The organism is [Mycobacterium] manitobense (assembly GCF_025821665.1).
GTDB lineage: Bacteria > Actinomycetota > Actinomycetes > Mycobacteriales > Mycobacteriaceae > Mycobacterium > Mycobacterium arseniciresistens.
The window spans coordinates 1-24,544 of sequence record NZ_JACKSJ010000019.1; the positions used below are offsets into that span (position 1 = coordinate 1).

A 24,544-nucleotide genomic window follows, 5' to 3' on the forward strand; every position below is an offset into this window, starting at 1 on the left:
GGCCGCGCCGAGCACCACCCGACCGCCGCCGATCAGCACCTGGTTGCGCCGGTCCACCCGCAGCAGCAGGGCGTCGGCCCAGCCCGCGACGGCGGCGTCGACGTCGGTGCGCAGCGTGTCGGCGCGGTCGGCGCCGACCCGCGACAGCAGCGGGATGTTGCGCAGTCTGAAGTTGATCGCCCGTCCCCCCGGCCCGCCGGAACTCATCGCTCCGCGTCCGCGCTGCGGATGTGCAGCAGCCGGTCCCCCGGTTCGAGCGCGTCGACCTGCGGGTCGTCGACGCGCAGCAGTTTCCCACCGCGCACGACACCCAGCACGATGTCGGAGAGATGCCGAGGCGAGCCGGCGACTTCCTTCGGCGTGACCTCCCGCTCCGCGATGGCGAAACCGGCGTCCGGGGTCAGCAGGTCCTCCATCATCTCCACCACGCTCGGCGTCTGCACCGCGATGCCGAGCAACCGGCCCGCGGTCTCGGACGTCACGACGGTGGAGTCGGCGCCCGACTGCTGCAGCAGGTGCTGGTTCTCGGCCTCGCGGACCGCGGCGATGATCTTGGCCTTGGGCGCCAGCTCGCGGGCGGTCAGCGTGACCAGCACGGCGGTGTCGTCGCGGTTGGTGGCGACGATGATCGACTTCGCGTGTTGGGCGCTGGCCAGTCGAAGCACATCCGAATCGGTCGCGCTGCCGCGCACCGTGACCAGGCCCGCACTCTTGGCCCGCTCGAGGGCGGTGGGATTCTCGTCGACGACCACGATGTCGGCCGGGGCGACCTCGTCACCGATCATCGCCGCCACGGCGGTGCGGCCCTTCGTGCCGTAACCGATGACGACGGTGTGGTTGCGCACTTTGTTCCTCCATCGCTGGATCTTCAACGCCTGGCGCGACTGCGTGGTGAGGGTCTCGACCGTGGTGCCGATCAACACGATCAGGAACGCGACGCGCAGCGGGGTGATCACCAGCACGTTGATCAGGCGGGCCGAATCGGTCACCGGCGTGATGTCGCCGTAGCCGGTCGTCGACAGCGACACCGTGGCGTAGTACAGGCAGTCCAGAAACGACAGCGGGTCGCTGGCGTCCGGTGTGCTCTCGATGTCGCGGTAGCCGTGCCGGTCGAGGTAGACGATCAGCACCGCGGCGAACAGTGCGGACAACGCGTAGATCACCCGCATGGCGATGCGCCGGGCCGGGCTGACGAACGGCTCCGGAATCGAGAGGACGTCGACCAGGTCGGCGTCCGGTCGGCTGGTCAGATTCTGGTCGATCGCAGCGAGCCGACGTCGCAATCTACCTTTGGCCACGAGGGCCGTTCATCGATCGCCCAGCGATGCGCACGTCACAATGTAATCATGACCTCTCTCCCACCAGAACTGCAGCGGATGGCCGGCTCGTCGCGCGGGGCCAAGATGGGCGCGATGCTCGTCGGCATGGGGGTGCTGCACTTCGTGGCGCCCAAACCGTTCGACGGGATCGTCCCCGACGAACTGCCGGGCACCGCGCGGTTCTACACCTACGCGTCAGGGGTCGCCGAACTCGCCGCAGGCGGGTTGCTGATCGCGCCGCAGACCCGCAAGGTGGGCGCCCTGGCCGCGGTGGCGCTGTACTTGGCCGTGTTCCCCGGCAACGTCAACATGGTCCGGCTGTGGTGGGACAAGCCGTTGCCGATGCGGATCGCGGCGATCGCGCGCCTTCCCTTGCAGATCCCGATGATCACCCAGGCTCTCAAGATCTACCGCGAGGCCTAGGGCGCCGCCCCGCTCAGGCCACCTCCGACGTCAACAAGGCAGCCAGTTCGTCGATGCCGGGCAGCACGGCCGGCCGCACGGTCTCACCGGTGCGTACGTAGTGGAACGCTGCGCGCACCGACGACGCGGGCCGGTCGTGCAGCGCGGCCCAGGCCAGGCGGTACACCGCCAGCTGCACGGCGGCCTGACTGCGTGCCCGGTCGGTGTCGGGCGGCCCGCCGGTCTTCCAGTCCACCACCGTGACGCCGCCGTCGTCGTCGGCGAACACCGCGTCGATCCGCCCGCGCACCACGGTGTCACCGATCACCATGTCGAACGGCACCTCGACGTCGACAGGGGTGCGCGCCGCCCACGGCGACACCATGAACGCGGCCTGCAGTTCGGCCAGCGCCTCGGCCTCGCTGCGGCGCAGTTCGCTGTCCACCGCGCCGGGCAGGTCGTCGAGGTCGAAGAGCCGCTCGGCGCCGTAGAAGCGCTGCACCCAGTCGTGGAACGCCGTGCCCAGCAACGCATCCGGGTTCGGCCGCACCGGCAGCCTTCGGGCCAGCCGCTGCGTGGCGGCCGCCGGATCCCTGCCGAGGTCGACGAGTGTGCTGACCGACACCTGTGCGGGCAGTTCCACCGGCGCGGCCCGCCCGGCGCGTTCACGCTCGGCCAGCAGCGCGTCGACGTCGGCCCGCCAGCCGTCGACATCGGCGTCCTGGCGGAGTTCGCCGGCCATCGCCCGCGTCACCAGGGCGGCGCCGCGATCGAGGTCGGCCCGCCGGCCACCGGCCGGGTCCGGCGGCCATACGGCTTCGACAACGTTCTCGCGCAACGGGTTCGGCTCTCCGTCGGCCGGGGCGGGCGCCCAGTGTTCGACGACGCCGCACGGATCGCCGTCGGCCACCGACCGGTCGATGATGTCCTCGAGCTCGCAGAGGAAGTCCGACGGCCCCCGCGGCTTGGACTCCGCGGCGCCCCAGTGATGGCCCGACAGCAACAGCGTGTCCTCGGCGCGGGTCAGCGCGACGTACAGCAGCCGGCGCTCCTCGTCGACACGGCGCTGTTCGAGGCGGCTCTTGTGGTCGTGGATCCGGTCGGACAGCACCTTGCGGTCGTTGACGTCCGAGGTGTCCAGCACCGGAACCCCGTGGTCGGCCGCCGTCGCGCGGTCGCCGCGCAGCAGCGGCGGGAGGTCGGCGGGGTCGGTCAGCCACGTCCGCGGCTGCGCGGTCGACGGGAAGACGCGCGCGCTCAGGTGCGGCACGGCGACCACCTGCCACTCCAGCCCCTTGGCGGCGTGCACGGTGAGGATCTGCACCCGGTTGGCCGACACCGACACCTCGGCCGGCGCCAGACCGTTCTCCACCACCATGGCGGCGTCCAGGTAGCCGAGCAGGCCGCTCACCGTGGCGCCCGGCCGGGCCGCGAAGTCCGCGACCACATCGGCGAACGTGTCCAGGTGCTCGGCGCCGGCCCAGCCGGCCCCCACGGGTTGCGCCGCGCGGGCCTCGGCGTCGATGCCCAGCACCCGCCGCACGTCGGCCACCAGTTCGGGCAGCGGGAACCCCAGATGCGCGCGCAGGGCGGTCAGCTCGCGGCCCAGCGCGACGATCCGGCGGTAGCCCTCGGCCGAATACCTCTGCGCCGCACCAGGATCACAGATCGCGTCCGCCAGGCAGGCGGCATCGGCGTCGGGCGCGGTACGGGCCACGATCTCCTCGGTGGACGCCGACCCGGCGGGCGCGGCGGTGTCGTCGAGTTCGACGGCGCGCCGCCACAACGCGGCGACGTCCTTGGCGCCGAGGCGCCACCTGGGCCCGGTCAGCACCCGCATCGCCGCGGCGCCGGCGGTGGGATCGGCGAGCAGCCGCAGCATCGCCACCACATCGGCCACCTCGGGGATGGAGAGCAACCCGGCCAGGCCGACCACCTCCACCGGGACGCCGCGCGCGGTGAGCGCGTCCGCCATCGGAGCGGCATCGGCGTTGCGGCGCAACAGCACCGCGGCGGTGGGGACGTCGTCGCCTGCGCCGTGATAGAGCGCGGCGATCTGGTCGGCGACCCAGTCCCGTTCGGCGGCCAGGTCGTTCAGCAGGGCACAGCGGATGGTGCCGGGCTCGGCCCCTGGGCGGGGAAGCAGCTCGCGCACGGCAACCGACCGGCGGCGCGCCTCGGCCGACACCTCGTTGGCCAGCCGCAGCGCCCGCGGCGGGTTCCGCCAGCTGGTGCGCAGTTCCAGCGTGGGCGCCGGGCTGCCGTCCGCGAGGGGGAAGTCGGTGGCGAACCGGGGCAGGTTGGTGGCCGAGGCGCCGCGCCAGCCGTAGATCGACTGGATCGGGTCGCCGACCGCGGTGAGCGCGAGACCGTCGTCCACCCCGCCGCCGAACAGCGACGACAGCGCGATCCGCTGCGCGTGGCCGGTGTCCTGGTACTCGTCGAGCAGCACCACCCGGTAGCGCTGCCGCACCTGGACGCCGACCTGCGGGAACTCGGCGGCCAGCCGGGCGGCGGCGGCCATCTGTGTGCCGAAGTCCATCACCTTGTCGGCCCGCATCCGCCGGTGCAGCGCGTCGATCAGCGGCACGAGTTCGGTCCGCTCGTTCTGCGTCGCCAGCAGCCGCAGCAGCCACTGGCTGGGGCCGCGGTCGCGCTGATACGGGCCTGCGGGCAGCGTGTGCACCAGCCGCTCCAGCTCGATGTGGGTGTCGCGCAGCTGATCGGTGCCGACCAGGTGCTCGGCCAGCTGACCGGCCAGCCGCAGCACCATCGCCGTCACCGCGGCCGGCGTCTTGTCGACGTGCAGCTCGCCCGGGTGCTCGCACACCACCCGGAAGGCCAGCTGCCACAGCTCGGTCTCGCTGATCAGCCGGGTGTCCGGCTCGATGGGCAGCAGCAGGCCGTGATCGCGCAACAGCGTGCCTGCGAACGCATGGTAGGTGCTGACCGTCGCCGGATCGGCGTCGTCGCCACCGGGTAGCAGGCCCACCCCGGCCAGCCGGGCCAGCCGGCTGCGGACCCGGCGCAGGAGCTGCCCGGCGGCCTTGCGGGTGAACGTCAGGCCGAGCACCTCGCCCGGGGCGGCGTAGCCGTTGGCCACCAGCCACACCACCCGCGCGGCCATGGTCTCGGTCTTGCCTGCACCCGCGCCGGCGATCACCACGAGCGGACCCGGCGGTGCGGCGATGACGGCGGCCTGTTCTTCGGTGGGTGCGAAAACGCCGAGCGCCGAAGCGAGTTCGGCGGGGCTGTAGCGCGGTGTCATACCCTCTCCTCTCCGGCCTGGGCGGGGCAGCTGCCACGGACCGGGCAGTGCGTGCAGTTGTCGTTGATCCGGGCGACGAACCGAGGACCCTGGGTCGCCGCGGCGGCCCGGCTCACCTGCTGCCGCCACTGCTCCTGCGCCTCGGGGGTGAGCGCGTCCTGCTCGCGCTCGGCGGGACCGCCTGCGGTGGGCTTGCCCAGGTACACCAGCCGGCCGCCACCGGGCTGGTCACCGTCAGGCAGCAGGCCGGCCGCCACGGCCAGCTGGTACATGGCCAACTGGGCGTGCCGCTGCGCGTCGTCCTTGGTGACCGGGCTCTTGCCGGTCTTCAGGTCCACCACGACCAGCCGGCCGGCGTCGTCGCGTTCGAGCCGGTCGAGCCGTCCCCGGACGCGCACGCCCGGCGCACCGTCGTCGTCGGGCTCGCCGATCAGCCCGTCGACGTCGACCTCGGTGCCCACCTCGGTGAACTCGCGGCGGGTCTGCTCGCGCCACTGCGCGAACCCCGAGAGCATGGCGCGATGCCGCGCGAGCTCGTTGTCGGCGTGCCACGCGGCTTCGAAAGGCAGCTGCTGCCAGAGGGTCTGGAGCTCGTTGACCAATTGGCTCTCCGTGCGGCCCGGGTCCGCGAGCAGGGCGTGCACCAGCGACCCGACCGCCGAGCGCACGTCGCGGGCGTCGCTGCCGCCATGGCGCTCCAGCAGCCAGCGCAGCGGGCAGTCGGTCAGCGTCTGCAACGTCGACGGCGACAGCGTGACGGTATGGTCGCCACCCGACCACAGCGGTTCGTCGCTCGACACCGGCGTCATGCCGTACCACTGCGCGGGGTCGGCGCCCGGGATACCCGCCGCCGCCATCCTGGCCAATTGCGTTGCTGCGCATTCCCGGGCGATGCCCTCGGGGCCGTCGGCCGGGGCGCAGGCCACCGCCCGCAACCGGCCGACCAGCACGGCGGGCGCCAGCACCCGCGGGGCTCGGGCGGGCAGGTCCGGCTCCGGCCGGGGATCGGTGGCCAGCGCCGCCAGTTCGTGGCAGAACGGCGACGGCAGCGCGGCCTCGTCGCCGTCTTCACTGTCCACGGCGGTCACCAGCACCCTGGTGCGCGCCCGGCCGAGTGCGGCGATCAGGAGGCGGCGTTCCTCGGCCAGCAGGGGCGCGCGGCTCGACAGCTCACGATCGGTCGCGGCGGCCACACCGTCCAGCACGTCGACGAGATGCTGGGTGCCGAGCACACCACCGCGCGGAACCGTGTTGGGCCACAACCCTTCCTGCAGGCTCGCGATCACCACGAACTCCCACTCCCGGTCGAGTGCGGCGTGTGCGCTGAGTACCGCGACCGCGTCGGGGGCAGGGCGCTGGTCGCGCGGCGGTGGCGGCGGCCCGAGTGCGACGACATGGTCGATCAGGCCGCGCATGGAGGCTCCGGCCGTGCGGCCCACGTACTGCTCGGCGACGTCGAACAGCGCGGTGACCGCATCGAGGTCACGGTCGGCCTGCGCGCCGGCCGGGCCACCGCGTTCGCTCGCCGACAACCAGCGCCGCTGCAGGCCCGAGCGGTGCCACGCCTGCCACAGCGTGTCCCGCGGGTCCTGCCCGGCGGCGGCACTGCGGCGCGCCGCCGTCAGCACGGTGTAAATGCGACGCAGCGGGCGCTGCTGTTCCGGGGACAGACCCGACGGCACGTCCTCGATCGCCGCGACGAGCAGATCGGTGAAGTCGCGCGGCGGGCGGCTGCCGTCGGCCCGGCGCAGCGCCCGGCGCAACTGACGCAGCGACACCGGGTCGACCCGGCCGACCGGCCCGGTGAGCAGCTCGGCCGCCTGCGCGCCGTCGAGGCCGTCGGCGGTGGCTTCGAGCACGGTCAGCAGCGCCCGCACCGCAGGCAGATCGGCGAGCGGAGCGCCGGCCCGTGGCACGTCGACCGGCACACCGGCGGCCGACAACGCCCGCGCCAGAGCAGATCCCGTGCGCGGCATCGACCGGACCAGGACCGCCATCTGCGACCACGGCACGCCGTCGACCAGATGGGCACGTCGCAGCGCGTCGGCGATGACGGCGGCCTCGGCGTGCGGCGACGCCGCCACCCGCACCCCGACCGTTCCGGTGCGGGCGGCATCGCCGGTGAGGTGGCGCACCGCCGACGCGGCAGGCAGCCGGCGAGCGAGCCCGGTGATGGCGCCGGTGACCGCGGACGCACAGCGGTGCGAGACGGTGAGCGTCACCACCTCGCCGTCGCCGTCGCCGCGCAGCAGTTGCGGGTCCGCGCCGCGGTAGCCGAACACCGCCTGGTCGGGATCGCCCGCGATGACCGTCAATTCGGCGCCCGCGGCCAGCACGCGCACCAACCGGGCGGCCTGCGGATCGAGCTGCTGGGCGTCGTCGACGAGCAGCACGCGCAGCCGGGCCCGTTCAGCGGCCAGCAGATCGGGGTCGCTGCCGAGGGCCTCCAGCGCAGCGCCGACGAGTTCGGCCGCGCCCAGCGCCGGGACGGTGGCCTGCGGCGCCGCGGTGCCGACCGCCGCGCGCAGCAGCATGATCTGCTCGTAGGCCTGCGCGAAACGGCCGGCCGCCAGCCACTCCGGCCGGCCCGACAACCGGCCGAGGCGTTGCAGCGCAACCGGATCCACACCCCGTTCGGCGCAGCGCGCCATCAGGTCGCGGATCTCGCCTGCGAAACCGGCGGTGGTCAGGGCGGGGCGCAGGGCGGCGGGCCAGCCGGTCGGCGAGCGGTCGCCGTCCTCGAGGTCACCGGCGAGCATCTCCCGGATGATGCCGTCCTGTTCGGCGCCGGTGATCAGCCGCGGCGGCGGGTCGCCGTTGCGCTGCGCGGCCATCCGCAGGACGGCGAACGCATACGAGTGCACGGTGCGCACCAGCGGTTCACGTACCACGGTACGGCTGCCGTCGCGCAGCATACGGCGGGTGATCACCGCGCGGGCCTGCGCGCCGAGCCGCGCCGAACCCGTCAGCAGCAGAACGGATTCCGGTTCGGCTCCGGCGGCGATGTGCGCGGCGGCGGTCTCGACCAGCAGGGCCGTCTTGCCCGTTCCCGGCCCGCCGAGGACGCGCACGACGCCGCTGCGGCCGGGTCCGGTGAGCGCTGCCGGTGCCGACTCGATACGTGACGCGGTCATGAGGGCATGACACCACGGGGGTCCGACACGTCGGTCCGCGTCGCCCTCGGCGGACGGTCCGTCGGACCGTCCGCCGGAATGGAGCCCTACCATCGACGCGTGACCTCGCGACTGCACGTGTACCGATACGGGCCCGCGGGGCCCGCGCAGATCCTGGCCGTCCACGGTCTGACCGGGCACGGTCAGCGCTGGCAGACGCTGGCCACCCGGCATCTGCCCGGATATGCGGTGGCCGCACCCGACCTGATCGGGCACGGGCGGTCGTCGTGGGCCGCGCCGTGGACGCTGTCGGAGAACAGCACCGCGCTGGCGGCACTGCTGGACGCCGATGGCGGCGGTCCCGTCGTGGTGGTGGGGCATTCGTTCGGCGGCGCGGTGGCGCTCGATCTCGCTGCCGCTCGCCCGGATCTGGTCTCGGCCCTGGTGCTGCTCGATCCCGCGGTCGGCCTGGACGGTGAATGGATGCGCGAGATCGCCGACGAGATGTTCGCCTCGCCCGACTACACCGACCGGGCGGAGGCGCGCGCCGAGAAGGCGAACGGGTCATGGGGTGAGGTCGATCCGGCCGAGCTGGACCGCGACCTCGACGAGCATCTGATCGACCTGCCGAACGGGCGCAGCGGATGGCGGATCAGCATCCCGGCGATGATGTCGTACTGGAGCGAGCTGGCGCGGCCCGTCGCTCTGCCCCGCGACGGCACCCCCACCACGTTGGTGCGGGCCGCCCGCACGCAACCGCCCTACGCCTCCGACGAGCTGATCACCGCACTGGACGCTACCCTCGGCACGGATCTCGAGGTGCTGCAGTGGGATTGCGATCACATGGTGCCCCATGCCCGTCCGGCCGAGACGGCGGCTCTCATCCGGGCCCATCTCGAACGTCACTGACATGGCGCCCATCACCGACGAACAGGTGGAAGCCGTCCGCGCGCTGGTCGCCAGGATCCCGGCGGGCCGGGTGTCGACCTACGGTGACATCGCCGACGCCGCAGGGCTTTCCAGCCCGCGCATCGTCGGCTGGATCATGCGCACCGATTCGTCGGATCTGCCCTGGCATCGTGTCATCACCGCATCGGGGCGGCCGGCCGCCCATCTGGCCACCCGCCAACTCGAACTGCTGCGCGCCGAGGGCGTGCTCGCCGACGACGGCCGCATCCGGTTGACCGAGGTGCGGTACTCGTTCTGACGCGGCCTAGAGGACCAGCCGGACCAGCGCGGCGGTACGGGCCAGCCCCGGAAAGGCCGCCGCGGTCGAGCGCGGGTGCAGCGCGTGCACGGCGAGCCGGAACATCAACGCCCGCAACAACATCTGCGGCCACTCCGGCAGCGACGCCCACCGCTCGATGAGGCCGTCGTCGGACTCCCCCCAGGCCAGGGCGTCGACGACCACCACACCGGCCGCCCACGACGCCGGCCGCCAGTACGGGGTGATGTCGGTGATGCCCGGCGCGGCGGCCCCAGCGAACAACACGGTGCCGTAGAGGTCGCCGTGCACCAGCTGGCTGGGACTCTTGGTGGGCTTGCGCAGCCCCGCCAGCTGACCGATGAGCTCGACCGAGCGCTGCCCGTCGGCCGATCCGGGCGACACCCGCGCCCCGGGCGGCAACTTCTGCAGCGGCCGTTCCTCCCAGGCCGCGCGGTCGGCGGCGATGAAGACGTCCACGTCGGCCCACGGCGCGACGGGCGGCTGGGTCAGGAAGCGGGGCCGTTCGAGCTTCGCGGTGGCCTCGTGCAGCCGCACCGCGGCCGAGACGACCTCGTCGTGGCGGGGCTCCGGCGTGCCGGCGACGAAGGTGTCGGCGCGCCACCCGGCCACCACGTAGCGGCCGTCGGTCGACCGGACCGGCCGGGCCAGCCGGACACCGTCGACGAAGAGCGTCTCGCGGACCTTGGCCGACCACGCCGCCCGAGCGTGGTCGGCGATCAGCGAGAGCACCACCTCGCCGCAGCGCCAGCCACCCTCCCACGTCGATCCGAGCGCCACCGGCCGCTGGCCGGTCAGCCCGAACGCCGCCAGCACGTGCTCCGGCGGCCGAGGGTCAGTCACAGGGCACAGGCTACCGGCGACAAGTCGCAGGTCGGTGCGCCGTGCAGCGTTGTGTCAGCGTCGTGTCGCGACCGTGACCCGTCGCCTCAGTACATCACCATGTCGGGTTCGAGCTGCCTGCCCCAGGCGACGATGCCGCCCTGGACGTGCATCGCGTCGGAGAACCCGGCCTTCTTCGCGATGGCCAGCACCTCGGCCGAACGCACGCCCGTCTTGCAGTAGAACACCGGCGTGCGGTCCACCTGCAGCTTCGACAGCGCCTCTCCCGACTCGAACGCGCCCTTGGGGATCAGCTCGGCGCCCTCGATGCGGTTGATGTCCCACTCGACCTGTTCGCGCACGTCGATCAGCGCCAGCGGCTTGCCCGAGTCGAGCAGTTCGCGCAGCTCACGCGGGGTGATCGTGGAGTCGGCGGCGGCCTCGGCGGCCGCGTCGGACACCACGCCGCAGAACGCCTCGTAGTCGATCAGCTCGGTGATCTTCGGCGTCTCCGGGTCCTTGCGGATCTTGATCGTCCGGTAGGTCATGTCCAGCGCGTCGTAGACCATCAACCGGCCCAGCAGCGGGTCGCCGATGCCGGTGATCAGCTTGATCGCCTCGGTCCCCATCACCGACGCGATGGACGCGCAGAGGATGCCGAGCACGCCGCCTTCGGCGCAGGACGGCACCATTCCCGGCGGCGGCGGCTCCGGGTAGAGGTCGCGGTAGTTGAGGCCCAACCCGTTCGGGGCGTCCTCCCAGAACACCGACACCTGGCCTTCGAAGCGGTAGATCGAGCCCCACACGTAGGGCTTGCCGGCCAGCACGGCCGCGTCGTTGACCAGGTAGCGGGTCGCGAAGTTGTCGGTGCCGTCGAGGATCAGGTCGTACTGCTCGAACAGTTCGACGGCGTTCTCGGGCTCCAGCCGCACCTCGTGCAGGCGGACGTCGACCAGCGGGTTGATCTCCTTGATGGAGTCGCGGGCGCTCTGCGCCTTGGACCGCCCGATGTCGGACTGGCCGTGGATGACCTGGCGCTGCAGGTTCGACTCGTCGACCACGTCGAACTCGACGATGCCGATCGTGCCGACACCGGCCGCGGCGAGGTACAGCAGCGTGGGCGAGCCGAGTCCGCCGGCGCCGATCACCAGCACCTTGGCGTTCTTCAGGCGCTTCTGACCGTCGACACCCAGGTCGGGGATGATCAGGTGGCGGCTGTAGCGCGCGACCTCTTCGCGGGTCAGTTCGGCCGCTGGCTCGACCAGCGGCGGCAACGGTGACGACACCGATATCTCCTCAGTTCCTGCGGGCTGCAGACGTGGGCGTACCCCATCACAATAGGCACTTTCCACAACCGCGAACGCCCCGCATTGCTTCCCGTTCGGGCGGTGAGCGGGGATCAGGCGATGGGGTACGGCCAGGGATTGAACCGGCAGGTCCTGCCGTCGGCCCGGACGGTCTCGGGGTCGAACTTGGCGGCGTCGTCGTTGTTGGTCGAGAACGTCTGCTGCATCATGATCGGCGCCAGCGCGCCGTTCTCCGCGCACTGCTCGTGCCGCTGGTAGCCGATGGCGTGGCCGACCTCGTGATTGATGAGGTACTGCCGGTAGGAGCCGATGTCGCCCTGGAACGGCACGGCTCCGCGCACCCAGCGGGCCTCGTTGAGGAACACCCGCGGCTGTCCGTCGGCGTAGGCCGGGTTGTAGCAGGACGCCTCGAGCTGGATGTCGTAGCCGCAGCCCTCGCGCACGGTCATCGGCGAGGTCAGCGACACCCGGAAGTCGGGTTCGACGCCCGACGTGGCGTCGACGCGGGTGAAGGCGAACTGCGGGTTGTGCGTCCAGCTCTTGGGGTTGGCCAGCGTCTCGCTGACCATGCGGGCGAACCCCTCGTCACCGCCGATGGTCGTGGTGTCCACCCCGTCCTCGACCTCGACGGTGTAGGTGAACACCTTGGTGGTGCCCTGACCGGCCTGCGGCGCGGTGCCGGGGACGATGTGCCACGTCCTGGCACCGGCCTCGGTGAACGGACCGCCCTGGGGCAGGATCCCGGTAGGCAGGCTGGCGTCGAACTGCGTCAGCCCCTTCGGCGGCGCGCCGACGATCGCGGTGCTCGACACCCCGAGCGTCGGCGGCCCCTGCACCGGCCCCTGCTCGTCGTCGGCGGCCTGCGGAGCGCTGGTGCCGGTGACGGTCTGGTAGATCACCACGGCGGTGAGCACCATCAGCACCGGTAGCGCGTAGGCGCGCCAGCCGTAGGTGGAGACGAACCGGCCGAGCCAGGTCTGCTTGCGCCAGCGCCGGTGTTCGTCGCGGTTGGAACGGACCCGCCCCGAGTCGACCGCCAGCGGATCACGCTGTGCGCGCAGTGGCTCCCGCCATTCGTTGCGCAGCGCCGGGGCACGACCGGGCCCGCGACGCCCCGGGTCGTAGGTCACCGAAACAGGATGGCACAGAGGCGGGCACTTGCACCTCCGGCGCGCCACCCGGGTGGCACCGGGGGTCGACCTCGCGCACACCGCAGATGATCGGTAGTAGTGTCGTTTCGATGGGCGGCTTGGGTGAACACACCCAAGAGCGCCACGGGAATCCAGATTGAGGACTTGATGAGCGATCTCGCCAACACCGCCGAGAGGAGAGGTGCCAAGACCGGCAGCGGCGACACCGCGCCGTCCTCCGGTAGCGGCCGCCGCGGCAACCGGCTGCCCCGCGACGAGCGGCGCAGCCAGTTACTGGTCGCCGCCAGCGAAATCTTCGTCGACCGCGGTTACCACGCCGCAGGCATGGACGAGATCGCGGATCGGGCCGGCGTCAGCAAACCGGTTCTCTATCAACACTTCTCATCGAAGCTCGAGCTGCACCTCGCGGTGCTGCAGCGCCATGTCGACAATCTGGTCTCCGGCGTCCGCCAGGCACTGCGCACCACCACCGACAACCGGCAGCGCCTCCGCGCGGCGATACACGCGTTCTTCGACTTCATCGAGCACGACAGCCAGGGCTACCGGCTGATCTTCGAGAACGACTACACCACCGAGCCCCAGGTCGCCTCGCAGGTGAAGGTTGCCACCGAAGCGTGCACCGACGCGGTGTTCGACCTGATCAGCCGCGATTCCGGCCTCGAGGCGCACCGCGCAAGGATGATCGCGGTGGGCCTGGTCGGCATCAGCGTCGACTGTGCGCGCTACTGGCTCGACAGCGAGCGTCCCATCTCTAAGGACGCCGCCGTCGAAGGCACGGTGCAGTTCGCCTGGGGCGGCCTGTCACACGTGCCGCTCACCCGTTCTTGACGGCCTCGGCTCCCACCACGCCGACACCGAAGCCGACCCTGCGCACGTCGGCGGCGCCGATCTCCACGTAGGCGATCCGGCTGTTCTGCACCAGGTAGCGGCGGCCCTTCACGTCGGTCAGCGCCAGCACACCCGCGTCCCCGCTCAGCGCCGCGGACACCGCCTCCTCCACCTCGGCGGGAGTCTGCGCGCTGTTGAACGACAACTCGCGCGGGCTGTCCGTGACACCGATCTTGACCTCCACGTTGTAACCCCTTCTCGCCTCGGCACCGTCGAGAGTCGACCTGATGCGCTCTCCTGCTGAGCAGGCTAGTGGACGGGACGGCACCGGCGCCGCCGCGGGCGGTTCGCGCTGAGCGAAGCCCGTTCCGGAGCGCGATCGAACCGAGTCCCGACCGTGACCGACACACCGCTCGACGCACCTCATCCGTCACTTCTGCCCCGATAGCATCAGGCGCGGTAGTGGACGAGACGATGGGGAAAAACCCGATGGACAGGCGATATTCGGCGAACTCGCCGTACACGACGGCGCCAACCGAGCGGTTCGACGCAGCGACGACCAGGATCGCCGACGGCCGTGTCGGCTATGCCGATCCCGGGTCGCCCGTCGAGGACTATCCGGCATACGAGGACTACCCGTACGGCGCCGGCTACGACTCCCTGCGCGACACCGGCTACGACACCGACTACCGCAGCCCCGACGAGTCCGACGACGACTCCGGCGACGGCGACTACGCCGAGTACGAGCACGAGCCGCTGCTCGACCGCAGGTGGATGTTCATCGCCGGGGTGGCGGGCGCGATCCTGCTCGTGGCCGTCATCTGCACGGTGGTGATCCTGGGCGGCGGCGACAGCGGATCGGTGACGGCGACCGTGGTCCCGCCGCCACAGACCAGCCAGCCGGCCACCACCGCGGCGCCCCCGGCCGCCACCTCGCCGCCGACGTCGCTGCCTGCGGAGACGGTCACCACCGTGACGCCGTCCCCGAGCGCGACCGCCGCCGCACCCGAATCGCCACCGCCACCGGCCGCGGCCGCCCCGCCGCCACCGGCGCCGAGTCCGAGGGCCGTCACCTACCAGGTGACGGGCAACCGGCCGCTCCTCGACCTGGTCACGGTGATCTACACCGACCACCAGGGCGCCCTGCAGACCGAGCTCAACGTGGCGCTGCCGTGGACGAAGACCGTCGTGCTCGACCCCGGCGTCGAGCTGAAGTCGGTGACCGCGACCAGCGTCACCGGTCAGCTCAACTGCGCGATCACCGACGCCGCGGGGGCGACCCTGGCGTCTCAGGCGGCCAACACGATGATCGCCACCTGCACCCAGTGACGCCTCAGGCCAGGCCGAGCTCCTGCATCCGCGCGCTGTGGGTGGCCTGCAACCGGTCGAAGAACTCGGTGAGCTGAGTCAGCCCCTCACCGCTGGACACCACCAGGTCGACCAGTGCGTCGTGTTCGGCCAGCACGTACTGGGCCTGGGTGATGGCCTCGCCGAGCAGCCGCCGCGACCACAGGGCGAGCCGGTGGCGCTGCTTGTCGCTGGCGGTGACGGCGGCGCGCACCTCGGCGACCACGAACTGCGAGTGGCCGGTCTCGGCGAGCACGCCGCGGACCACGTCGGACACCTCGGCGGGCAGCGAGTCGGAGATCTCCAGGTAGAAGTCAGCGGCGAGCGCGTCGCCGATGTAGGTCTTGACCAACGCCTCCAGCCACGTGCTCGGCGTGGTCAGCCGGTGGTAGTTCTCCAGCGCCGAGGCGAACTTCGTCATCGCGGGGATCACGTCGACGCCCCTGCGCTGCAACGCATCCCGCAGCAACTCGTAGTGACCCATCTCGGCTGCGGCCATGCTCGCCATGTTGATCCGGCCGCGCAGATTGGGCGCCATCCGCGCCTCTTCGGTCAGCCGGTAGAACGCGGCGACCTCGCCGTAGGCCAGCAGTGCGAACAGCTCGTCGACCCCTCGGTGCGCGGCCGAGACGCCCGACGTCGCCGTGCTGACCGTCTGCTCGGGCGTGGCCGCGGCCGGGGTCGAATTCATGACCCAACTCTAGACGCCGACCCGCACGGCAACCCGACGAGAGCGCGACCAGCTATCATGGGGGCGGATACCGGCGTAAAGCTGCTGCTGAGCCGGACCGAGAAATGTGCGTGCACGCCATGGGCCCGATACCTCGCTGTGCCCAGCGGATCGCCAACGCCCCGCCTCCGGGGCGATGAGACCGCGTCTTTCGTTCCACTCGTGCGCGCGTGACGCAAACGAGGAATGACCACGAAAGGCTCTGTCTACTCCGTATGACTCCACTGCCACCTCTCACCAAATCCTTCGCCGAACTCGGTGTGCGCGACGAGATCGTCCGCGCACTCGCCGAGGAGGGCATCGAGCACCCGTTCGCCATCCAGGAGCTGACGCTTCCGATGGCGCTGGCCGGCGACGACCTCATCGGTCAGGCCCGCACCGGCATGGGCAAGACCTACGCGTTCGGCGTTCCGCTGCTGCAGCGCATCACCACCGACACCGAGAAGGAGCTGTCGGGTATCCCCCGCGCCCTGATCGTGGTGCCCACACGTGAGCTGTGCCTGCAGGTCTACAACGACCTCGCGCTGGCCTCGAAGCACCTGCGGGCCGGTGACCGCAAGTTCTCCGTGGTGTCCATCTACGGCGGACGGCCCTACGAGCCGCAGATCGAGTCGCTGCGCAGCGGCGCCGACGTAGTCGTCGGCACCCCGGGCCGGCTGCTCGACCTCGCCCAGCAGGGCCACCTGCAGCTGGGCGGCCTTTCGGTGCTGGTGCTCGACGAGGCCGACGAGATGCTCGACCTGGGCTTCCTGCCCGACATCGAGCGCATCCTGCGGCTGACGCCGGACACCCGCCAGGCGATGCTGTTCTCGGCGACCATGCCGGATCCGATCATCACGCTGGCCCGCACCTTCATGAACCAGCCCACCCACATCCGGGCCGAGGCCCCGCAGTCGTCGCAGACCCACGACACCACCGTGCAGTACGCCTACCGCGCGCACGCGCTGGACAAGGTCGAGATGGTCGCCCGCATCCTGCAGGCCGAGGGCCGTGGCGCGACGATGGTCTTCACCCGCACCAAGCGCACCGCCCAGAAGGTCGCCGACGAGCTGGCCGAGCGCGGTTTCAAGGTCGGCGCCGTGCACGGTGACCTGGGCCAGGGCGCGCGCGAGAAGGCCCTGAAGTCCTTCCGCACCGGCGAGGTCGACGTGCTGGTGGCCACCGACGTGGCGGCGCGCGGGATCGACATCGACGACATCACCCACGTCATCAACTTCCAGATCCCCGAGGACGAGCAGGCCTACGTGCACCGCATCGGCCGCACGGGCCGGGCCGGTAAGACCGGCATCGCCGTCACGCTGGTCGACTGGGACGAGCTGCCCCGATGGACGATGATCGACAAGGCGCTCGGCCTGAACACCCCCGATCCCGCCGAGACGTACTCAAGCTCGCCGCACCTCTACGAGGAGCTCGGCATCCCGGCCGAGGCCGGCGGCTCCATCGGGAGAGCCACCCGCACCTCGGACAGGCCGAAGCGCGAACCGCGTGACCGCGACGCTAAGCCGACCCGGACGCGCAACCGCAGGCGGACCCGCGCAGGCGAGGCCAGCACCGACGGGCACGCCGCCGCGACCGAAACGGACGCACCCGAGCAGGGCGCCGACGGCGACTCCTCGTCGGACGGTTCGCCGGCCAAGCGGCGCCGTCGCCGCAGGCCCCGCAAGACCGCGGCCGCCGGCGCCAGCTAGCGGTCCACGCGACCGGCAGATGGTCACACCCGAGCGCCGCACCCGCGGCGACATCGTGGCGGCACTCGTCATCGCCGCAGTGGTTGTGGTGACGGCTGGCCTGGTCTGGTGGACCAGTGACGCGCGGGCCACGATCAGCCGCCCCGCCGCCACCCCGGTGCCCAGCGTGGAGACACCGCGCGAGGTCCCGGCGTCGCTGCAGCAGCGCTGGACGGTGCCCAGCCCCAAGACGACGACTCCGCTGGTGGTGGCCGGCGCAGTGGTGACCGGCAACGGCCGCGACGTCGAGGGCCGCGATCCGGCGACCGGCGCCACACTGTGGAGCTACGCACGCGACGTCGAGCTGTGCGGCGTCAGCTACGTCTACTACGACGCGGTGGCGGTGTACCCCGACGCCCGCGGCTGCGGCCAGGTGAGCACCATCGACGGCAAGACCGGCCGCCGCGGGCCGGCCCGCACCGCGTACGCCGACCCCGAGGTGACGCTGTCCTCGGACGGCACCACGGTGCTGTCGGTCGGCGACAGCAGGCTCGAGCTGTGGCGCTCGGACATGGTCCGGATGCTCAGCTACGGCTACCTGGACGCCCGCATCAAGCCAGGCATCCCGCCGTCGCCGCTGTGCCGGCTGGTGTCGGCCGCGGCCAGTTCGACGGCGGTGTCGGTGCTCGAGGCCTGTCCCCGCGAGGACAACCTGCGGCTGACGCTGCTGCGGCCGTCCGACGAGGAGGACACCCCGGAAAGCCAGTTCGTGCCCCAGCCCGGCGTGTCCGACGACTCCGGCGCCCGGGTGATCGCGGTGTCCGACGTCTCGACCGCGGTGTACGTGCCGACCCCGAAGCCCGTGGTGAACATCGTCGACGAGACCGGCGCCACGGTCGCCACCACGCCGCTGCCCGGACCGGTGTCGCCACAGGCCGCCATGTCGCGCGCCGGTGACCTGATCACCTGGTGGACGGGCGATGCGGTGATGGTCTTCGACACCGACGAACTGCGCTACAAGTACACGGTCAGCCCGTCGGGCGGCGCCGCCGCGGTCGGCCCGGCCACCGCGCTCGCGGGACGGTTGCTGGTGCCGGTCACCTCCGGCTACGACGTGTTCGACGCCGCGACCGGCGCCGGGCAACGGCACATCCCGCTGGTGCGGCCCCCGTCCAGCGCGCCCGTCATCCCCGCGGTGGCCGGTTCGATGCTGCTCGAGCAGCGCGGCGAACAACTGGTCGCGCTCGGCTGACCGCGACTGCGGCCGTCAGGCCAGGTCGATCACCACGACGGTGACGTTGTCGGAGCCACCCGCGTCGTTGGCCAGCGCGACGAGTCCGCGCGCCGCCACATCGGGGTCCGCCGGCTCCGCGGCCGCCAGGATCTCGTCGTCGTGCACCTGGCCGAACAGCCCGTCGGAGCTGATCAGCAGCCTGTCCCCCGCGCGGCAGTCCACGTCGACCACCCGCGGGTCCACCGTCGGTGAGATGCCGAGCGCCCGGGTCAGCAGGTGACGCTTGGGGTGCCAGCGGGCCTCGTCCTCGGTCAGCTCGCCGGCGCGCACCAGATGGGCCACGACGCTGTCGTCCTCCGTCAGCCGGTCCAGCGCGCCGTCGCGGATCCGGTACAGCCGTGAGTCTCCGATGGTCATCGCGACCGGGCCACCGTCGGCGTCGGACAGCACCGCCAGTGCGACGAGCGTGGTGCCCATGGTCTCGTTGCCGGTCAGGGTGGCGGCGTGGTCCCAGATGCGGGTGTTGGCGTCACCGACCGCACGGAACAGCCCGGCCCGGTCCGGTGCGGTGGCGAACACCGTGCTCAGCGCCTCGACGGCGAGCCGGCTCGCGATGTCGCCGTACGTGCCGAACCCGTCGGCGACCGCGTAGAGCGGATCCTCGACCAGCGCGCTGTCCTGGTTGGTGGGCCGCACCGGACCCTTGTCGGTCGCGGTCGCCGCGGTCGAGACGGTGGCCATCGGGGCGGCTCACACCTCCGGGGTGAAGGTGGCCATCGCCTTGCCGGACTTCCAGTGCTTGAGCAGGGCCGCCGCCAGCTCCCGGTAGGCCTGGGCGCCCTTGTTCTTGCGGCCCGCCAGCACGGACGCCCCCGATGCGCTGGCTTCGGCGAACCGAACGGTGCGCGGGATCGGCGGCGCCAGCACGGGCAGGCCGTAGCGGTCGGCGACGTCGAGCAGCACGTCGCGGCTGTGGGTGGTGCGCGAGTCGTACAGCGTGGGCAGCGCCCCGAGCAGCGTCAGGCCCGGATTGGTGATCTGCTGCACGTCGTTGATGGTGCGCAGGAACTGTCCGACGCCGCGGTGGGCCAGCGTCTCGCACTGCAGGGGCACGATCGCCTCGTCGGCGGCGGTGAGCCCGTTGAGGGTGAGCACCCCCAGCGACGGCGGGCAGTCGATGATCACGACGTCGAACCGGTCCTTGGCCTTCTTGCCTGCGGCGGCGCCGTCCTCCGGTCCGGTGACCTTGGCCAGTGCCCGCTTGAGCGCATATTCGCGACCGGCGCGCATCAACAGCATCGCCTCGGCGCCGGCCAGGTCGATGTTGGCCGGCAGCAGCGTCATCCCCTCGGGCGTCTCCACCAGCGCCGCATCCGGTTCGACGTCGCCGAGCAGCACCTCGTGCACCGACACCGGGAGCTTGTCCGGGTCGTGGCCCAGCGAGAACGTCAGTGACCCCTGCGGGTCGAGGTCGACGAGCAGCACCCGCCTGCCCTGCTCGGTCAACGCCGCGCCCAACGAAGCCACCGTCGTCGTCTTGGCGACCCCACCCTTTTGATTGGCTATCGCGAGTACCCCCGTCACGATGCTCATCCTCACATGCGCACCGACCCGGTCGTTGGACGTGCGGCAGAATCGGTGAGGTGAGTGTTCTGCAGCAACGGCTGCTTCTTCTCCGGCACGGCGAGACGGAATGGTCTCGATCCGGACGGCACACGAGTCACACCGACCTGGACCTCACCGATCTCGGTCGGGAACGTGCCGAACAAGCCGCAGAGGCCATCGCCGACTTGGAGCTGAACGACCCGTTTGTGATCAGCAGCCCCATGGTGCGGGCCGTACGGACCGCCGAACTCGCCGGTCTGAGGGTCGACGAAGTCTCGCCACTCCTGCAGGAATGGGACTACGGCGACTACGAAGGACTGACCACACCCCAGATCCGGGAGTCGGTGCCCGACTGGCTGATCTGGACGCATGGCGCCCCGGGCGGCGAGAGCGTCGCCGCGGTGACCGAACGTGCAGACGGCGCCGTGGACCTCGCGCTGCAATACATGGAGTCGCGCGACGTGGTCTTCGTCGGACACGCCCACTTCTCCCGCTCGGTGATCTCGCGGTGGGTCGAATTACCCGTGCCGAAGGGAATCCGCTTCGCGATGGCCCCGGCCTCGATCGCCGTCCTCGGATTCGAGCACGGTGTCCGCCAGATCATCGCGCAGGGGCTCACGGGACACACGGATCCGTGTAAGCCGCGGTGAACGCGCCCTTAGTCCTCGCAGGCCCGGACGGCGTTGTGGTCGCCGCAGGCATCCGCACCGGATTCACCCGACTGGCCGACGCGCAGGCGGCGCTTCGCGCCGGTGACGCGTCGATCATCGTGGGCGCCCTGCCTTTCGACGTGTCGCAACCAACCGCGCTGATGGCGCCAGAGGCGGTGCGCTTCACCGCCGCGCTGCCCGACTGGCCCGTGCTCCCGCTGCCGGCCGTACACGTCGCGCGGGCACTGCCCGAGCCCGCCGAGCACCGGGCGCGGGTCGCGGCCGCCGTGCGTCGCCTCAACGACCCCGCCGCCGGGCTGCACAAGGTGGTGCTCGCCCGCTCGCTGCAGCTGATCGCGGACGGCCCGGTCGACGCGTGGACCGTGCTGACCCGGCTGGTGGCCGACGATCCCTCCGCCACCGGATATCTCGTCGACCTGAGCCCGGCCGGTGGTGACCACGCCGGCACCGCGCTGGTCGGGGCGACGCCGGAACTGCTGGTGGCGCGCCGGGGTGACGTGGTGACCTGCCGGCCGTTCGCGGGCTCGGCGCCGCGTTCGGCCGACCCCGACACCGACCGGGCGAACGCGGCGGCGCTGGCCGACTCCGCGAAGAACCGCCACGAACACCAACTCGTCGTGGACGCGATGCGCAAGGCACTCGACCCGCTGTGCGTCGACCTGCAGATCGCGCCGACGCCTGCGTTGAGCAGCACCGCGGCGGTGTGGCACCTGAACACGCCGATCACCGCCCGCCTCCGCGAAACTTCCACCACCGCACTGGATCTGGCGGTCGCGCTGCACCCGACGCCTGCGGTCGGCGGCGTCCCCGCCGGCACGGCCGCCGCGCTGATCACCGAACTCGAGGGTGACCGCGGCTTCTATGCCGGCGCCGTCGGCTGGTGTGACGCGCGCGGCGACGGCAGCTGGGTGGTGTCCATCCGCGGCGCGCAGCTGTCCGCCGATCGGCGCAGCGCCGACGCCAGGGCCGGCGGCGGCATCGTCGCCGAATCCGATCCGGACGACGAAGTCGACGAGACCACGACGAAGTTCAGGACGATCCTGTCCGGCCTGGGGGTGCAGACATGAGCGGAACGACGATCCGACCGGTGCGGCGGGGCGACGAGGCCGAGCTCGCCGCGATGATCCACGAGCTCGCCGAGTTCGAACGCGCCGCCGCGGAGTGCACGGTGACCGAGAGTCAGCTCGGCACAGCACTTTTCGGCGATCGCCCGGTGGTGTTCGGGCACATCGCAGAGGTCGACGGAACGCCGGCCGCGGCGGCACTGTGGTTCTACAACTTCTCGACGTGGGACGGTGTCGCCGGCATCTACCTCGAGGACCTGTTCGTCCGCCCGCAGTTCCGCCGCCGCGGCCTGGCCCGCGCGCTGCTCTCGACACTCGCCGGCGAGTGTGTCGAGAACGGCTACTCGCGGCTGAGCTGGGCGGTGCTGGACTGGAACGCCGACGCCATCGCCACCTACGACGCGCTGGGCGGCAAGCCGCAGACCGACTGGATCACCTACCGGGTGTCGGGCCCCGAACTGTCGGCGCTGGCAGCCCCACCGGCGCCCTGATCGTCCGGCGCGGCCAGCCACTCCAGCGTCGCCGGACTGAACAGCAGCACCAGCACCACCAGTGCGGTCAGCGCCAGCGGGATGCCGTAGGCCCACTGGTGTGAGCCCACGCCGACGTACCAGGACACGCCGAGCAGGAGCAGCTGGGCGAACACCGCCACGCCGCGACCCCACCGCCGGCCGGTCCACAGCGCCCAGCCCGCCGCCGCGACCGCCCCGCCGATGATCGCGAACCAGGCCGCGGTCCCGTAGGAGTTCAGGCCCGGCTCCTGCTGGCCGGACAGCCCACTCACCACGTAGAACACCGCCGCCGCGAGTCCGGCCGCCCCCTGCAGCAGCACCAGCACCGCAGCCATCCGTACGGTCGAGGGCGCAGGCACGGTCACCGGGCCCGCCGATCGGTCAGGTCGGTGTCCGGCCCGTGGCGCTGCGAACGTCTTTCGGTCACCGTCACACGGTAGCGACGTGCGAACCGCGCTGTGCCGCCAGTCGCACCGGGGCGTTGTCGGCGCCGTAGCCGTCGTAGTGGCCGCGCCGCTGCACGAACTCGAAGAACACCGTGCCGACCGTGCGGGTGTAGAAGTGCACGAACTCGCCGCCGTCGGGGTCGCGGTCGTAGAGCAGGTCGAGGTCGTTGAGCTCCTCGACCACCGCGGTGTCCAGGCCGAACCGGCCCGCCAGGTAGTCGTAGTAGTTGTCGGGCACCGGCAGGAAGCGGGCTCCGCGGCTGCGTGCCGCCCGGGCCACGGCGAAGATGTCCGCGCACGCGAACGCGACGTGCTGGGGCATCTTCACCCCGTCGAGCACCTGCGGCGCGACGTTCAGCGGTATCCGCACCGCGCCGTCGACGGTCCGCAACACCTGGCTGCGCACCAGACCGGTGGGCCCGGGCACCTCGGCGGGCGTGCCGGCCGACAGGCCGAAGACGCTGGTGAGGAACAGCACCGCATCTTCTGCGGTGTGCCACGGTTGCGAGAGGTTGACGTGGTCGATCGCGCGGACGGCCGTCGGCGTCGGCGGTCGGCCGCTGTCGAATTCGTCCACCCAGGCCGGCGCCGATCCAGCGGCGGGTTCGGTGACCCAGAACAGCTCGGTGCCGTCCGGAGCGACCGCGGAGCCGAGCGCCTGCTCCGCGGCGTAGGTCCGGCGGTAGGCGACGGGGGCCATCAGTTCCCTTGCGCGCCGGGTGGTTTCGCCGCCGTCTGGCACCTGGAAGCCGACGGCCGCGACGTGCGGCGCCTGATCACGGGCCTGCTGCTCGTTGAGCACCACCCGGGCGTCGCCCGCGACCCACAGCGAGACCGGCTTCGTGCGGTGGCGCCCCGCCGAGGTGAAGCCGAACTGCTCGAGGAGCACCTCGACGTGGGTGGTCTCCTCCGCCTTGATCTCGACGAAGTCGAACGCGGTGGGCGGCTTGGCGGGCGTCAGCGCCACCACGTCGCGGCGCCACCCCTCCGGCTTGCGGTGCGCGGTCTTGTCCTGCAGCCAGAGCAGTGACCGCAGCGCGTGCACCGCGGTGCGCTCGGGGTCGGTCTGACGGAAGGTGTCGTTGAAGACCTCGAGTGACAGCGGGCCGTCGTAGCCGGTGGCCAGCACGCGGGACAGGAACCCGGGCAGGTCGAACGCGCCCTCGCCGGGGAAGAGGCGGTGGTGGCGGCTCCAGGACAGCACGTCCATGGTCAGCGCGGGCGCGTCGGCGAGCTGCAGGAAGAAGATCTTGTCGCTCGGGATCCGCTCGATGTCGGCCGGATCGTGGCCGCGCGAGAGCACGTGGAAGCTGTCAAGGCAGGTACCGACCGCGGGGTGGTCGGCGAGTTCGACGACACGCCAGGCCCGTCGGTAGTCGTCGATAAAGCGGCCCCACGCCAGTGCCTCGAAGGCGACCCTGATGCCGTAGCCGGCGGCGAGGTCGCCGAGGCGGCGCAGCTGTCCGGCCGACACCTCGTCGGAGTCGACGGTGGCCGTGGCGACGTTGCTGCACACCAGGATGGTGTCGATGCCGAGCCGTGCGGCCGTGGCGAAGGTGGCGCCGGCGCGGCGCAGGTTCTCGGTGAACGTGGCCTCGTCGACGCCCTCGATGTCGCGCAGCGGCTGGTACAGGTCGAGCGACAGGCCGAGCCGCCGCGCGAGGCTGCGGATCTCCTCGGGGCTGCGGTCGTTGGCGATGAGATCGGGCTCGAACACCTCGACGCCGTCGAATCCGGCGGCGGCGCAGGCGTGCAGTTTCTCGGTCAGCGAGCCACTCAGCGAGACGGTGGCGACGGAAGTCCTCATGGGCCGTCCTCCAATCGTCACTAATG

At 71.7% G+C, this 24,544-nt stretch carries 22 protein-coding genes and 1 pseudogene; 10 read left to right on the forward strand and 13 right to left on the reverse strand.

Annotation, left to right across the window (positions count from 1 at the left end; translation table 11 throughout):
- Both H7I41_RS01885 and H7I41_RS01890 read right to left on the reverse strand, forming a co-directional pair.
- Nucleotides 1–207 (reverse strand): annotated as a pseudogene (locus H7I41_RS01885) (hypothetical protein); the annotation flags it as partial.
- On the reverse strand, nucleotides 204–1,298 hold the full coding sequence (locus H7I41_RS01890; protein WP_264010860.1) for a potassium channel family protein: 1,095 nt from the start codon (nucleotides 1,296–1,298) through the stop codon (nucleotides 204–206). The gene H7I41_RS01890 and the pseudogene H7I41_RS01885, both read right to left, overlap by 4 nt.
- 48 nt (nucleotides 1,299–1,346) lie before the next feature.
- Between H7I41_RS01890 and H7I41_RS01895 the strand changes: the two genes are divergently transcribed.
- On the forward strand, nucleotides 1,347–1,742 hold the full coding sequence (locus tag H7I41_RS01895; protein WP_264010861.1) for a DoxX family protein: 396 nt from the start codon (nucleotides 1,347–1,349) through the stop codon (nucleotides 1,740–1,742).
- Between the two features lie 13 nt (nucleotides 1,743–1,755).
- On the opposite strand, the gene H7I41_RS01900 is transcribed toward H7I41_RS01895, so the two are convergent.
- Nucleotides 1,756–4,989 carry an ATP-dependent helicase gene (locus H7I41_RS01900; RefSeq protein WP_264010862.1) on the reverse strand — a complete coding sequence of 1,078 codons (3,234 nt, stop codon included), beginning with the start codon at nucleotides 4,987–4,989 and terminating at the stop codon, nucleotides 1,756–1,758.
- On the reverse strand, nucleotides 4,986–8,123 hold the full coding sequence (locus tag H7I41_RS01905) for an ATP-dependent helicase (RefSeq protein ID WP_264010863.1): 3,138 nt from the start codon (nucleotides 8,121–8,123) through the stop codon (nucleotides 4,986–4,988). Before H7I41_RS01905 ends, H7I41_RS01900 begins: the two co-directional genes overlap by 4 nt.
- A 78-nt stretch (nucleotides 8,124–8,201) precedes the next feature.
- Here H7I41_RS01905 and H7I41_RS01910 point away from each other — a divergent pair, with 78 nt between their 5' ends.
- Both H7I41_RS01910 and H7I41_RS01915 read left to right on the forward strand, forming a co-directional pair.
- Nucleotides 8,202–9,011 carry an alpha/beta fold hydrolase gene (locus tag H7I41_RS01910; protein ID WP_276008174.1) on the forward strand — a complete coding sequence of 270 codons (810 nt, stop codon included), beginning with the start codon at nucleotides 8,202–8,204 and terminating at the stop codon, nucleotides 9,009–9,011.
- Between the two features lies 1 nt (nucleotide 9,012).
- Complete coding sequence (locus H7I41_RS01915) at nucleotides 9,013–9,309, forward strand: MGMT family protein (protein WP_264010865.1); 297 nt, start codon at nucleotides 9,013–9,015, stop codon at nucleotides 9,307–9,309.
- Between the two features lie 6 nt (nucleotides 9,310–9,315).
- Here H7I41_RS01915 and H7I41_RS01920 read toward each other — a convergent pair whose 3' ends face one another.
- The 3 genes from H7I41_RS01920 to H7I41_RS01930 form a co-directional block, all read right to left on the reverse strand.
- Nucleotides 9,316–10,170 carry a TIGR02569 family protein gene (locus H7I41_RS01920; RefSeq protein WP_264010867.1) on the reverse strand — a complete coding sequence of 285 codons (855 nt, stop codon included), beginning with the start codon at nucleotides 10,168–10,170 and terminating at the stop codon, nucleotides 9,316–9,318.
- Between the two features lie 86 nt (nucleotides 10,171–10,256).
- Entirely contained in the window at nucleotides 10,257–11,435 is a 1,179-nt protein-coding gene (gene moeZ, locus H7I41_RS01925; RefSeq protein ID WP_264010868.1) for an adenylyltransferase/sulfurtransferase MoeZ, read from the reverse strand.
- Between the two features lie 113 nt (nucleotides 11,436–11,548).
- A complete protein-coding gene (locus H7I41_RS01930) occupies nucleotides 11,549–12,586 on the reverse strand; it encodes a DUF3152 domain-containing protein (RefSeq protein WP_264010869.1) in 1,038 nt (345 codons plus the stop codon).
- A 168-nt stretch (nucleotides 12,587–12,754) separates the two neighbouring features.
- Between H7I41_RS01930 and fasR the strand changes: the two genes are divergently transcribed.
- A complete protein-coding gene (gene fasR / locus H7I41_RS01935) occupies nucleotides 12,755–13,435 on the forward strand; it encodes an HTH-type transcriptional activator FasR (RefSeq protein ID WP_264010870.1) in 681 nt (226 codons plus the stop codon).
- Here the strand turns inward: fasR and H7I41_RS01940 are convergent.
- Nucleotides 13,422–13,679, reverse strand: coding sequence for a DUF3107 domain-containing protein (locus tag H7I41_RS01940; RefSeq protein ID WP_264010871.1), 258 nt, complete (start codon nucleotides 13,677–13,679; stop codon nucleotides 13,422–13,424). The genes fasR and H7I41_RS01940 overlap by 14 nt on opposite strands.
- Before the next feature lie 245 nt (nucleotides 13,680–13,924).
- On the opposite strand from H7I41_RS01940, the gene H7I41_RS01945 reads away from it, so the two are divergent.
- The gene (locus H7I41_RS01945) at nucleotides 13,925–14,764 is read left to right on the forward strand and encodes a hypothetical protein (RefSeq protein WP_264010872.1); all 840 of its coding nucleotides are present in this window, start codon (nucleotides 13,925–13,927) and stop codon (nucleotides 14,762–14,764) included.
- A 4-nt stretch (nucleotides 14,765–14,768) separates the two neighbouring features.
- Here H7I41_RS01945 and H7I41_RS01950 read toward each other — a convergent pair whose 3' ends face one another.
- A complete protein-coding gene (locus H7I41_RS01950; RefSeq protein ID WP_264010873.1) occupies nucleotides 14,769–15,473 on the reverse strand; it encodes a ferritin-like fold-containing protein in 705 nt (234 codons plus the stop codon).
- Between the two features lie 254 nt (nucleotides 15,474–15,727).
- On the opposite strand from H7I41_RS01950, the gene H7I41_RS01955 reads away from it, so the two are divergent.
- Together H7I41_RS01955 and H7I41_RS01960 are read left to right on the forward strand one after the other, a co-directional pair.
- On the forward strand, nucleotides 15,728–17,200 hold the full coding sequence (locus H7I41_RS01955; protein ID WP_264010874.1) for a DEAD/DEAH box helicase: 1,473 nt from the start codon (nucleotides 15,728–15,730) through the stop codon (nucleotides 17,198–17,200).
- A 19-nt stretch (nucleotides 17,201–17,219) separates the two neighbouring features.
- Entirely contained in the window at nucleotides 17,220–18,431 is a 1,212-nt protein-coding gene (locus H7I41_RS01960; RefSeq protein WP_264010875.1) for an Rv3212 family protein, read from the forward strand.
- Between the two features lie 15 nt (nucleotides 18,432–18,446).
- Here H7I41_RS01960 and H7I41_RS01965 read toward each other — a convergent pair whose 3' ends face one another.
- Both H7I41_RS01965 and H7I41_RS01970 read right to left on the reverse strand, forming a co-directional pair.
- Entirely contained in the window at nucleotides 18,447–19,154 is a 708-nt protein-coding gene (locus H7I41_RS01965) for a PP2C family protein-serine/threonine phosphatase (protein ID WP_264010876.1), read from the reverse strand.
- Between the two features lie 9 nt (nucleotides 19,155–19,163).
- The gene (locus H7I41_RS01970) at nucleotides 19,164–19,997 is read right to left on the reverse strand and encodes a ParA family protein (RefSeq protein ID WP_302914901.1); all 834 of its coding nucleotides are present in this window, start codon (nucleotides 19,995–19,997) and stop codon (nucleotides 19,164–19,166) included.
- A 59-nt stretch (nucleotides 19,998–20,056) separates the two neighbouring features.
- Between H7I41_RS01970 and H7I41_RS01975 the strand changes: the two genes are divergently transcribed.
- The 3 genes from H7I41_RS01975 to H7I41_RS01985 are packed head-to-tail and all read left to right on the forward strand — an operon-like array spanning nucleotide 20,057 to nucleotide 22,244.
- On the forward strand, nucleotides 20,057–20,668 hold the full coding sequence (locus tag H7I41_RS01975; RefSeq protein WP_264010878.1) for an acid phosphatase: 612 nt from the start codon (nucleotides 20,057–20,059) through the stop codon (nucleotides 20,666–20,668).
- Nucleotides 20,665–21,756, forward strand: coding sequence for an isochorismate synthase (locus tag H7I41_RS01980; protein ID WP_264010879.1), 1,092 nt, complete (start codon nucleotides 20,665–20,667; stop codon nucleotides 21,754–21,756). The genes H7I41_RS01975 and H7I41_RS01980 overlap by 4 nt, the downstream gene beginning before the upstream one ends.
- Complete coding sequence (locus H7I41_RS01985) at nucleotides 21,753–22,244, forward strand: GNAT family N-acetyltransferase (RefSeq protein ID WP_264010880.1); 492 nt, start codon at nucleotides 21,753–21,755, stop codon at nucleotides 22,242–22,244. Before H7I41_RS01980 ends, H7I41_RS01985 begins: the two co-directional genes overlap by 4 nt.
- Here the strand turns inward: H7I41_RS01985 and H7I41_RS01990 are convergent.
- Both H7I41_RS01990 and H7I41_RS01995 read right to left on the reverse strand, forming a co-directional pair.
- The gene (locus tag H7I41_RS01990) at nucleotides 22,190–22,630 is read right to left on the reverse strand and encodes a hypothetical protein (RefSeq protein ID WP_264010881.1); all 441 of its coding nucleotides are present in this window, start codon (nucleotides 22,628–22,630) and stop codon (nucleotides 22,190–22,192) included. The two genes, H7I41_RS01985 and H7I41_RS01990, sit on opposite strands and share 55 nt — an antisense overlap.
- 64 nt (nucleotides 22,631–22,694) lie before the next feature.
- Nucleotides 22,695–24,518: a bifunctional sugar phosphate isomerase/epimerase/4-hydroxyphenylpyruvate dioxygenase family protein gene (locus H7I41_RS01995; protein ID WP_264010882.1), complete on the reverse strand. Its 1,824-nt coding sequence runs from the start codon at nucleotides 24,516–24,518 to the stop codon at nucleotides 22,695–22,697.
- Nucleotides 24,519–24,544 lie beyond the last annotated feature (26 nt).

What these genes read in the sequence shown, in the direction of transcription:
- H7I41_RS01895 (WP_264010861.1), top strand. Translation starts at nt 1,347, where the DNA reads ATGACCTCTCTCCCACCAGAACTGCAGCGGATGGCCGGCTCGTCGCGC.
- H7I41_RS01900 (WP_264010862.1), bottom strand. Translation starts at nt 4,989, where the DNA reads ATGACACCGCGCTACAGCCCCGCCGAACTCGCTTCGGCGCTCGGCGTT.
- H7I41_RS01905 (WP_264010863.1), bottom strand. Translation starts at nt 8,123, where the DNA reads ATGACCGCGTCACGTATCGAGTCGGCACCGGCAGCGCTCACCGGACCC.
- H7I41_RS01910 (WP_276008174.1), top strand. Translation starts at nt 8,202, where the DNA reads ATGGAGCCCTACCATCGACGCGTGACCTCGCGACTGCACGTGTACCGA.
- H7I41_RS01915 (WP_264010865.1), top strand. Translation starts at nt 9,013, where the DNA reads ATGGCGCCCATCACCGACGAACAGGTGGAAGCCGTCCGCGCGCTGGTC.
- fasR (WP_264010870.1), top strand. Translation starts at nt 12,755, where the DNA reads ATGAGCGATCTCGCCAACACCGCCGAGAGGAGAGGTGCCAAGACCGGC.
- H7I41_RS01945 (WP_264010872.1), top strand. Translation starts at nt 13,925, where the DNA reads ATGGACAGGCGATATTCGGCGAACTCGCCGTACACGACGGCGCCAACC.
- H7I41_RS01950 (WP_264010873.1), bottom strand. Translation starts at nt 15,473, where the DNA reads ATGAATTCGACCCCGGCCGCGGCCACGCCCGAGCAGACGGTCAGCACG.
- H7I41_RS01955 (WP_264010874.1), top strand. Translation starts at nt 15,728, where the DNA reads ATGACTCCACTGCCACCTCTCACCAAATCCTTCGCCGAACTCGGTGTG.
- H7I41_RS01960 (WP_264010875.1), top strand. Translation starts at nt 17,220, where the DNA reads ATGGTCACACCCGAGCGCCGCACCCGCGGCGACATCGTGGCGGCACTC.
- H7I41_RS01965 (WP_264010876.1), bottom strand. Translation starts at nt 19,154, where the DNA reads ATGGCCACCGTCTCGACCGCGGCGACCGCGACCGACAAGGGTCCGGTG.
- H7I41_RS01985 (WP_264010880.1), top strand. Translation starts at nt 21,753, where the DNA reads ATGAGCGGAACGACGATCCGACCGGTGCGGCGGGGCGACGAGGCCGAG.
- H7I41_RS01995 (WP_264010882.1), bottom strand. Translation starts at nt 24,518, where the DNA reads ATGAGGACTTCCGTCGCCACCGTCTCGCTGAGTGGCTCGCTGACCGAG.